The 10,188-nt window shown below is 41.6% G+C and carries 6 protein-coding genes and 2 pseudogenes; 3 read left to right on the forward strand and 5 right to left on the reverse strand.

Annotation, left to right across the window (positions count from 1 at the left end; genetic code table 11):
* Positions 1-341: 341 nt before the first annotated feature.
* Positions 342-1,094: a Nif3-like dinuclear metal center hexameric protein gene (locus tag P20311_RS14585; RefSeq protein ID WP_008114252.1), complete on the reverse strand. Its 753-nt coding sequence runs from the start codon at positions 1,092-1,094 to the stop codon at positions 342-344.
* A 150-nt stretch (positions 1,095-1,244) separates the two neighbouring features.
* On the opposite strand from P20311_RS14585, the gene P20311_RS14590 reads away from it, so the two are divergent.
* Positions 1,245-1,607, forward strand: a complete 363-nt coding sequence (locus P20311_RS14590; protein WP_008114254.1) for a hypothetical protein — start codon at positions 1,245-1,247, stop codon at positions 1,605-1,607.
* A 32-nt stretch (positions 1,608-1,639) separates the two neighbouring features.
* On the opposite strand, the pseudogene P20311_RS14595 reads toward P20311_RS14590, so the two are convergent.
* Positions 1,640-2,115: pseudogene (locus tag P20311_RS14595) on the reverse strand (HPP family protein).
* 101 nt (positions 2,116-2,216) lie between these two features.
* On the opposite strand from P20311_RS14595, the gene P20311_RS14600 reads away from it, so the two are divergent.
* On the forward strand, positions 2,217-2,792 hold the full coding sequence (locus P20311_RS14600) for a TetR/AcrR family transcriptional regulator (RefSeq protein ID WP_008114261.1): 576 nt from the start codon (positions 2,217-2,219) through the stop codon (positions 2,790-2,792).
* A gap of 63 nt (positions 2,793-2,855) precedes the next feature.
* Here the strand turns inward: P20311_RS14600 and P20311_RS14605 are convergent, their stop codons facing one another.
* The 3 genes from P20311_RS14605 to P20311_RS14615 all read right to left on the reverse strand — a co-directional run bounded on the left by P20311_RS14605 (position 2,856) and on the right by P20311_RS14615 (position 9,684).
* Positions 2,856-6,029 (reverse strand): amidohydrolase family protein, encoded by a 3,174-nt coding sequence (locus P20311_RS14605; protein WP_008114263.1) that lies wholly within the window; start codon positions 6,027-6,029, stop codon positions 2,856-2,858.
* 99 nt (positions 6,030-6,128) lie between these two features.
* On the reverse strand, positions 6,129-6,953 hold the full coding sequence (locus P20311_RS14610) for a M90 family metallopeptidase (RefSeq protein WP_008114265.1): 825 nt from the start codon (positions 6,951-6,953) through the stop codon (positions 6,129-6,131).
* A gap of 94 nt (positions 6,954-7,047) precedes the next feature.
* On the reverse strand, positions 7,048-9,684 hold the full coding sequence (locus tag P20311_RS14615) for a ligand-binding sensor domain-containing diguanylate cyclase (protein ID WP_008114266.1): 2,637 nt from the start codon (positions 9,682-9,684) through the stop codon (positions 7,048-7,050).
* Between the two features lie 132 nt (positions 9,685-9,816).
* On the opposite strand from P20311_RS14615, the pseudogene P20311_RS19345 reads away from it, so the two are divergent.
* Positions 9,817-10,188 (forward strand): annotated as a pseudogene (locus tag P20311_RS19345) (IS982 family transposase); the annotation flags it as partial.

The raw sequence follows: 10,188 nt of genomic DNA on the forward strand, positions 1-10,188 counted from the left end.
ATTCCTTTAAAGTAACTACCTTAGTAGCAAGCAAAGTAACATTGTAATTTAAACGAGGTAAGTACAGCGAAAGATCTGTGTTTTTTGCAATATAAGAATGGATGTAATCGTGGCTTTGAGCGTAAGTTGATACCTATTACGTTTATTCAATTTTTTGGATGTATAAAGCCAAAAATAATTAACTCACAAAAAGGATAAAAGGGTATGCGGGTATATAAAAAATCAACATACTGACTTACCATAGTTTGCTAAATTAGCTATTTAGAACGCTATATTTTAAATAACCTACCCTAAATACGTTACAAGTAGGTTATTTATAAAATTACTTTTAAGCTAGGTGTTTACACAGGATTGTCTATGTCAATAAATGTCACGTCAAAGCCATGTTGCTTAGCAAGATATTCGCCTAATGCTTTTATACCGTAGCGCTCGGTGGCGTGATGGCCTGCGGCAAAAAAGTCGATATTTTGCTCGCGTGAGCTGTGAATGGTTTGCTCTGATGCCTCACCAGTTAAGTAAGCATCAATACCTTGCTCGGCTGCTAAGTCGATATACCCTTGCCCGCCACCTGTACACAAAGCGATGGTTTCAATTTTATCAGTACGTACTAAACTCGTTAGTGGCTCGCGCTTAAGCACTTGGCTTATTTTTTTAGCAAATTCACTGCCCGTTAACGGTGTTTTTAAACGTCCTTTCATCGCTACACTGATGTTAGTTGGCTCAAGGCCTGCTTCAATTTCAATATCGAGCAATTGCGCCAGCTGTGCGTTATTACCCATTTCAGGGTGAATATCTAATGGCAAATGATAGGCAAATAAATTGATGTCTTTAGCTAAAAGCGCAGCCACACGACGTTTTTTCATGCCTGTGATAGGTTGTGACTCGCCTTTCCAAAAATAGCCATGGTGTACCAAAATGGCATCGGCATTATTTTCAATCGCGGCATCAATAAGTGCTTGGCTTGCCGTTACACCCGTTACTATGGTGCGTATCTCATCTTTACCTTCTACCTGAAGCCCGTTTGGACAAAAATCGTTAATGGTTTCTGGCTTTAACAGGGTGTTTAATAATTGATTAAATTCTCTACGTTGCATACTACTTACCTTACTTTGCACTGAATTTTGTACAAATTTTGGCGGTTATGCGCTAAAAATGAAAGGAAAATCGCAAAAAATTGAAAAACAGTTCTAAAATAGGTATAAATATCTCTTCTTTATCTGTGTAAACAACGTATAGGGTCTCTGATGAGCAAACTAGACAAAACAGAAGTGTTATCTGCCTTTGAAGCTGCATATGAAGCTGCCAACGGTAAAAAACCTGAAATAACAACTAAACCTGGCTGGTATAGCATTGATGGCGGCAAGAACATGCGCCTAGCTGATGTAGCAGAGCTGACTAAAGAATTAAGCTCTGGTAAGTCTACAAAAAAAGCTGCAGTAAAAGCACCTGCTAAAAAAACTAAAAAAGCTGCTCCTGTAAAAGCACAGAAAAAAGCGCCTTTCACCGTGATCACACAAAACGAAGAAGGCTACACAGCAGAAGAGCTTTGGATAGTTGAGCTTGCTCGCAAAGATCACGATTGCCGCCTACCTCGCGGTGTTGTTTGATCAGCTGAGTGCTTTGTATAAAAGAAACCGCGTTAAGCGGTTTTTTTATATTTATTATCCATCAAGTATTGAATAAACCACCTCGCAACAAAACCACACACCACAATAAACACTGTCTCGGCAAGTACTGGCATTATTAAAAAATCCCAACTTTGCCCAGACTCAATAATTAAGATAGGGTTTGCGCCGGCAGCAAGGTGAATAGTTTTTGTGATTATCATTAATGTTATAGCAATACCCACAGCCAGCCCAATCATAATCGCACTATCAGCACTATAGTAGCTAAAAACAACCCCAATCATTGCGGTCAGCATATGCCCCCTATTACGTTTTTTGGCATAGCTAACGGGCTCTGCGATACGCCAAAAACAAGTACAGCTGCTGCGCCGAATAGCGCCATTAACCAAATACCGTAATCACCCATATAATTTAGCCACGCCAAAAAACCCAAAACAAAAGTAGAAAAAACACCTGCGATTAATGCCGACTTTATTTGCTCACTATGCATATTACCTCCTCAAAAGTAGACCGATTTGTCTACACTTGCAATATAGACAAGTCGGTCTACCTATGTCAAGCTGTGTTTTTACTGCTCAAATTTGGAATATCATGGATAAAAAACAACAAATAATCAGTACGGCACTGAGTCTTTTTTATAAAAAGGGTATACACGCTGTTGGTATTAATGAAATTTTAGCTGTATCGGGCATTGCAAAAAAAACCTTATATAAGCACTTTGAAAGCAAAGACGCGCTTATTTGTGCTTGTTTAGTCGCACGTGACATCTGCTTTAACGCTTGGCTTAAAAAAATATGTATACAACCAAGTGCTATGTTAGTCGCACAGGCAATTTTTGCCGGACTGAAAAAGTGGATTAATAATGAGGTTTCAGAGTTAGGGTGTTTTAATGGCTGCTTTTTTATTAATACTGCAGCTGAGTACCCTGTAGAGAACGACCCTATTGCCAAACTTTGCAAACAGCACAAGCAAGCGAACTTTGAGATCATACTATCAGCTCTTTTAGAAACGCCTGAATTTGCTCACAATAGAGAAAAAGCAATTGAAGCCACGCAACACTTACTTATTCTAAAGGAAGGTTATATATGTAGAGCGAGGGTGATGCATGATGTAACAGTAGCTCCACCTAGTGATAATATTTTAAAAGCGATAGTAGCGGTTGGTTAAATAGGTAAATACAGTATTAAAAAAGCGGCTAAATAGCCGCTTATTAGCTAAAAAATGGCTGCATTATTCAAAAAATAATGGTTCACGCTGTTTTTTGCCTACTTCGTTCATGGTGGCTGCGTCGAACAAACGGCCGTTGATCATGGTGTAATCAATTTTGTCTGAATCACGAATGTTTTTCAGTGGGTCGCCATCAATAACCATTAAATCTGCCAGTTTACCGACCTCTAATGAACCCACATTTTTATCTAGGCCTAAATATTTTGCCGGATCGAGTGTAGATGCTCTAATTGCTTCCAGTGACGTCATGCCGCCTTGGGCAAACATCCACATTTCCCAATGCGCACCTAACCCCTCACGTTGGCCATGCGCACCCAAATTAACAAGTACACCTAAATCTTGTAACTCAGCCGCTACGCGAGCATTGTTAAAGTGATTATAGTGATGATCGGGTGCTTTAACTCGGCGCATTGAGCGCGGTAATAATTGGTTTTTAGGCACAAATTTACTTAAACGTGGATGATTCCATACGTCCGTTTTATCATACCAGTAGTTTTCACCCCAAATACCGCCATAGGCAACCACCAATGTAGGTGTGTAACCTACATCACTTTGTGACCATAGCTGCTTAATATCGTCATAAATATGTTCAACAGGAATTGAATGCTCAATGCCTGTATGGCCATCGACTACCATACTCAAGTTATGTTGTAATAATGACCCCCCTTCAGGGACTACCATCATTTCAAGCATTCGCCCTGCTTCTATAACTTGCTGACGCTGCTCTCTGCGCGGTTGGTTATAAGATTTAACACTAAACGCACCCACTTTTTTAAGGCGCTCTAAATGAAATTTAGCATCATCTAATGAATCAATATGCGAGGTATACCCAGGCATATTCGCGCCGTATAAAATAGTACCGGTAGAGAAAATACGCGGACCAACGATCATCCCCGCTTTTTGCATTTCACTCGCGGTAAATATTTCAGTGGTGTCGTTTGATGGGTCGTGAATAGTAGTAACACCCAGCGCAAGACCTGCTAAGTTTTTCCAGTTTTGCTGCGGGATAATTTCATCACTGCCTTGTGAGCCATGAGCATGGGCATCTACAATGCCAGGCATAATTGTTTTACCTGTTACATCAATGACCTTTGCCCCCTTAGGAATACTCACATCAGCAACAGTGCCAATGGCTTTGATATGTTTGCCATCGGTAACAATAACGCCATTTTCAATGACCTTTTCACCCTCCATGGTAATAATTTTAGCGCCAGTTAATGCAATCATGCCCTGCGGTTCAGCCATTTTTTTACTAAAGCCGATATTAGTCCCGCTTTTTACTTTAACGTCTTTATCATCTGCTTTATTAATAGCAAACATACCCTCTAAACTGGCATGGTAAAGCTCAGGCCCCAGTGTCCAATACAGTTTATTGCTGTTGGCACTCCAGCTAATGTTTTCACCGGCGCGTACAGATAGTTGCTCAATTGGAAATTGACTGTCTTTGGGCCCAATATTTATCGTTTTGCCGCGCTCTACAAATGGAGTAACAAATACTTTAAAGCGCTCAGCAAAAGCTAAATACTCACCATCAGGAGAGACTCTAAATTCAGTGGCGTGCTCTGACTCATACAGTTTACGTACTTTTTTACTTTCAAGCTCTACCACACTTAATGTCGGCTTAGGCCATGGGCTCATAATATAAACACGATCGTTGGCACTGCCAAACTGAGGTTGATAGCCACTTTTAGAAATGAGCTCACTTTTTCCGCCTTTAGCACTAACACTGTATACCCCAGGATGCAGTGACCACTTAGGGTTTAAAATGCTGCCGCCGCTGGCTTTACGATACACCACGGTTTTGCCATCTGGACTAAATGTTGGCTCTACGTATTTTCCCGGCTCTTGTGTAATAGTGTCGCCACGACCACTGCGTGCAGAGACGACACGCACGGTGCCTTGTTCGTTATCATCCCACGTGGTGTAGACAATGTTTTTGCCATCACGAGAATACTGCGGGAATAACTCATAATGATCGGTTTGCTTAGTTAAGCGCTTTATTTTTCCTGATTCTAAGTCGCGCTTGTAAATATAGCCCAATGCTTCAAAAAGTGCGGTTTCACCGTCAGGGCTAATTTGCACATTACGCAGCATTTTTACATCAAACTCATCAGTGTCGATATTTTGAGTAAAACGCACTGCTTTTTGAATTTTTTTCGTGGTGTCTACTTTAAATGCAATATCGCTAACTGATTTATCATCGACATTGAGTTTATGAAGGGTGCCACCAGCCCAAAATACCAGCTCTTCGTTATCTGGGGTCCACGCAATAGTAGGATATACGCCATGAATCGCCCACGTTTCTTGCATATCGCGCTCTAGCTTGTCGTATAGCTTAATATGCTCACCACTGGTTAAATCATATAAGTACAGGCTGGTTTGAAAGTCATCACGCTTTATGTACGCTAGTTTTTTACCATCTGGCGACGGAGTTGGTCTGATTGCCCCGCCCATGCCACTTATAATGGTTTCTATGTCGCCTGTTTCACGGTCATAACGCTTAATTTTATAAATACCGGCAACAGAGTCTTTTGAATAATGAAAAGTTTTACCCGGGGTTGCATCATGCGAAAAATAAACATACCGACCATCCGGTGAAAACATGGGTTCACCTAAATCTTTTTGATCGTTTTCACGTTTAGTCAGTTGCACCCCTTTACCGCCGGCTTTGTGATAAAGCCAGACCTCACCTGCGCCTAGCGAGCGACTGGCGGTAAAATGCTTACGTGCAACTAAATAATCGCCATCAGGGCTCCACGCAGGGCTATTGAGTAATCTAAATGTTTCGTCAGTGACGGCGGTTTGGTTTTCGCCGTTAACATCCATTATCCAAATATTGTCACCACCGCCTTGATCTGATGTAAAAGCAATGTGCTTGCCATCTGGGCTAAAGCGCGGCTGCATTTGCCATGCAATGTCTGAGGTTATTTTAGTCGCTTTACCACCACTCATTGGCATGGTGTAAATATCGCCAAGTAAATCAAATACTAAGGTTTCTCCGTCAGGACTTATATCGACATTCATCCATGTGCCTTGCTCTACACTAATAGATGCATCAACAAATTGCCCTTTAGGTGAATCAACTTGCCATTTTTTTTCATCTGTTTGCTCTGCGTGTGCGTGGCCTAATGCCAATGAAACCGATAACGCGAGTGCTGTTTGCAGCATTTTTTTCATGCTTATCTCACTTATTATTGTTGCTGTGTGTTGATCTATTACATGATTGCATCAAAAACGCCAGCAAGTTACCAGCGTAATAGGATGAAGTGCATAAAATCAGTGCCAAACAATAGGATCAAATTGATAAAAATCCACTAGCAAATGGTAAATTTCAGGGTCTTCACGGCGTAAATCGGCAGGCTTTTCTAAAAATGTTTCGGTGATCACCGCAAAAAACTCAGCCTCATTGGTGGCTCCATAGCTATGTATTACATGCGGCATACTATAAGCAACATGGGTTTTTAACTGCGAAAACGCTCGACTAAATACTCTGCCCCATTGTTGGTATTTTGCCTGTGATGCAAGTAGTGGCGTGCCGGTGGTTTTACCGGTTTCTTGATCAAGTTGATGTGCAAATTCATGAAACACTAAGTTATGCCCATCACTGGGTAAGCGGTTGCCCTCAAGCACATCATGCCAGCTAAGCACCAATGTTCCCCCCGGCCACGATTCACCTTGCCTTACTGTATTATGAAAACTGACAAGGCCTGCGTTATCGCGGCTTGATTGGGGCGCGTAATACGCGCTGGGGTAGAGTAAAATTTCTTTTACGTTTTTATACAAAGGCCAAGGCTTGTTAAGCACCAGCAAGCAGGCATCGGCGGCAATAATGAGTTTCATTGCCTCCGTTAGTTGCAACCCATCGCAGCCAACAAAACGCTTTTCATTTAAAAACCACACTATATGGGATGCTAACTTTGCTCGCTCTGCATCGGTCATTTTGTTGTATATGGGCATAGCACGCAGTAACAACGTATGTTGTTGCTCGCTTAATAATAAACCACTGTATTTACGGTGCCACACGGCATTTTGAATATCAGGCCAGCGCCAAAACATTATAATAAATACAATTAAAACAAAAATTAATAGCCCATTTATCATTGGGTCGTCCTAAATCAAACCATTTAGCTTTAACGCTAAAATGCTGCGCCCGTATTATTAAAATAGTAATGGGTGCAGTGAGGCTGTTTTTCAATCACATCACTTCAGTTCGATTTCGACCATTGTTTTTTGCCTTATACAAAGCTTGGTCGGCCCGTGATAATAATCGGTCATAATCATCAACATCACCAGAGTCAGAAACACCAAAACTCACGGTTACGCTGAGGCCTTCTGCGATATTTGAAAAGTTTTTATTTTCAATACATTTGCGTAACTTCTCGCACATTTCTTGGGCCTGCACTGCACTCGTATCGGGAAACACAAAAGTAAACTCTTCGCCACCCCAGCGAGCTACCTCTTGCTCACCCTCGCAGTGCGCTTTAAGAATGTTAGCTATTTCACATATAACCTGATCACCTATGAGGTGTGACCAACCATCGTTAATCCGTTTAAAGTGATCAATATCCATAATAGCGATAGCAAGTGATTTATTACATGCTTTAAAGTCTGAAAAGTTATCCGCCAGCCAGCCATCAAATGCGCGGCGATTCGGTAAATCGGTAAGCTGATCGTGTGTGGCTTGATACGCAAAGGCACTGGCTTGCTCTTGCAGTGCTTGCGTTTGCTTCACCACTCGACTCGTTAATTCCTTTTCAACTTGTTTATAACGATATAAGCGGTAGCGATAAGCGCTATATATCACCACCACAAAAAGAAAAAACATAAACAACTTAAAGCTTGTTTTTTGCCAAAAGTGCGATTGAATTTCAAAGTTAACGACTTTGTGATTTTGTTGCCAATCAGTATTTGGATAGGCTGCACGTACAGCAAAAGAATACTTGCCCGCAGGTAAGTTAGTGTATTCAGCAGTCGCTATGTTTTGACGGTTGACCCATTCGTTATTAAAGCCTTCCAATTTTGTTTGAAAGTTTAATCGCTGCGGCATAATAAAGCTCAGTCCCGCGTATTGAAATGACAAGCGCGTCACCCCTGGTGGTAAAATAATAGTTTCACCGTCTATAGGTAACGACGTTGGTTTACCATCAACAGAAAAGCTTTCAACAATCGTTGGTAACGCTATTTTAGTGGCTTCTTTTAAGCGTTCCAGTTTTACTGTACTCACCCCTTTTGCGGTAGCAAACCAAATTGTGCCATCTGAATGAGCGGTTGCTGAGGGGGTTGAACCGCCATTTGCTTGTGCACTGTGCATGCCATCAGCCTCATCGTATAATTGAAAGGCGAGCGTACCTCTATTGTTAGATTTTGAATCAAGCAGCTCATTTACCTGCTTATAATTGACTTCAATAATGCCACGGTTACTTGATAGCCAAAGTGAGTCTTTAAACGGCACAATTTGAAAAAGCTTATCAACGGGTAAACCTAATTCACGCCCTAAAATAGTCATCTTTGCGTTTGAATGCTGATAACGAACTAAGCCACGATCGGTAGCCATCCACGTGTATTTATCATCAATGTAAAAGCCAAACGCATATTGGGCGGCAAATTCAGCAGGAAACTCAACAGGATTAAACACGTCAGTTTGAGTGTCATAAACCACGACCCCATTACCGGTTCCTACCCAAATATTAGCTGAGTTGTCTTCACTCAAGGCTAAAATAAACCCACTCGGCAGCTCTTTTTCATTAGTAAATTGGTTTAAGCTACCGTCGGTATTAACGCGTGTCAGCCCCATGGCCGAGCCTATCCATAAGCGATTTTTTGAATCAAAAAGTAAAGATCTTACTTCATTACTACCTAAGCCATTATCACGGTTTAAATAAGGTACGAGTTCGTTATTAACCACTTTTAAAACACCCGAGGTGTATGTGCCTACCCAGACATCACCTTGGTTTTGCTCTAGTAAGCTTAGTATTGAATATGGCGAGCCTTGTTTAGTGCCTTTAATATGGCTGATCTGATTATTGTGCAGCCGATCTAAACCCGTGCTTCCGCCTATCCATAAACTGCCATCAGAATGTGACAATACCGTACGCACATAATCGCTAGATAAGCCTCGCTTTTTGCCCCACGATGAAAACGGCGCTTCTCTTAACCTAAATACACCAGCATTGGTGCCTACCCAAATACTATTTTCTCTGTCTTGTAACAAAGAAAGAATACGGTTAGCGGGTAAAGCATTTTTAGCATCTAATTGCTCTAAACCATCGACGCTAAGCCTAAAAACACCTTTATTAATGGTGCCAAACCACAGATCCCCATGATCATCTTCTAACAAACTGGAAATAGGTTCCGCCTCGAGTTGTGGGTGAGGCGATTCAAATAGCCCACCATTAAGGATTCGTGCCCCTCTTTCACTTCCTATAATGAGTCGACCATCACGGGTGATTAATAAGGTATATACGGGAGCATCTGGAACCCCTTGTTGTGGCGTCATCAAAGTGGGTTTGTAGTTGACTATTTTATACAGGCCATCACTGGTCGCCGCCCATATAACCCCCTTGGGGTCTTCAATGATTCGATACGCACTGACATTTTGTATTATTGGGATGTCTTGAGTGCTACTAGCTGAACGATAAAACACACCATCATTCTCAAGCGCTAGCCACAAGTTATCATTTTTACTTTTAAATATATGATTAACCATCGCTTGGGCAGGTGGTTGCGTGTCCCATTGGCGATGTTGATATAGGCTAATACCGCCACGCGCTCCTGCAATAAGTAAACCGCCATCAGATGTAGGGGTTAGCGCACGTACGCCTGAGTCAGGCAAGTCAGTAATTTCGGAGCGAGTAAATAACTTAACCTGAGCTTCGGATAAGAAATTACTAATTTAAAGGAACTAAATGCTCGTTCCATGATCCGATCATTCGACCAAGAGTGATTAGAACAAAAAGGAACGAGCATGAACAAGTTAGTTGAAACGTACTGTGATGTCGATGATTTTTCAAAGTTATTTTTCCCAAGCTGGCAGCGTATATTGCTCGAAAATGGTGAAATTAAACGTCGAAGAGCATGCCGCTTATCTCCGTCAGAGGTGATGACTATTATCATCCATTTTCACCAGTCACATTACAGAGATTTCAAAAACTACTATCTTCACTATGTTTGCCGTCAACTTAAAGCCTATTTTCCAGAGTTGCTGAGTTACACAAGGTTTCTCGCGCTTATGCCTAGTGTGGTGGTTCCGATGTGCAGTTACCTCACATCAAAACTTGGCAAGCCCACAGGTATACAATTTGTTGACTCCACTAAAATAGAAGTGTGTCACATCATC

Origin of the sequence: Pseudoalteromonas sp. BSi20311 (assembly GCF_000239875.1) — a bacterium.
GTDB lineage: Bacteria > Pseudomonadota > Gammaproteobacteria > Enterobacterales > Alteromonadaceae > Pseudoalteromonas.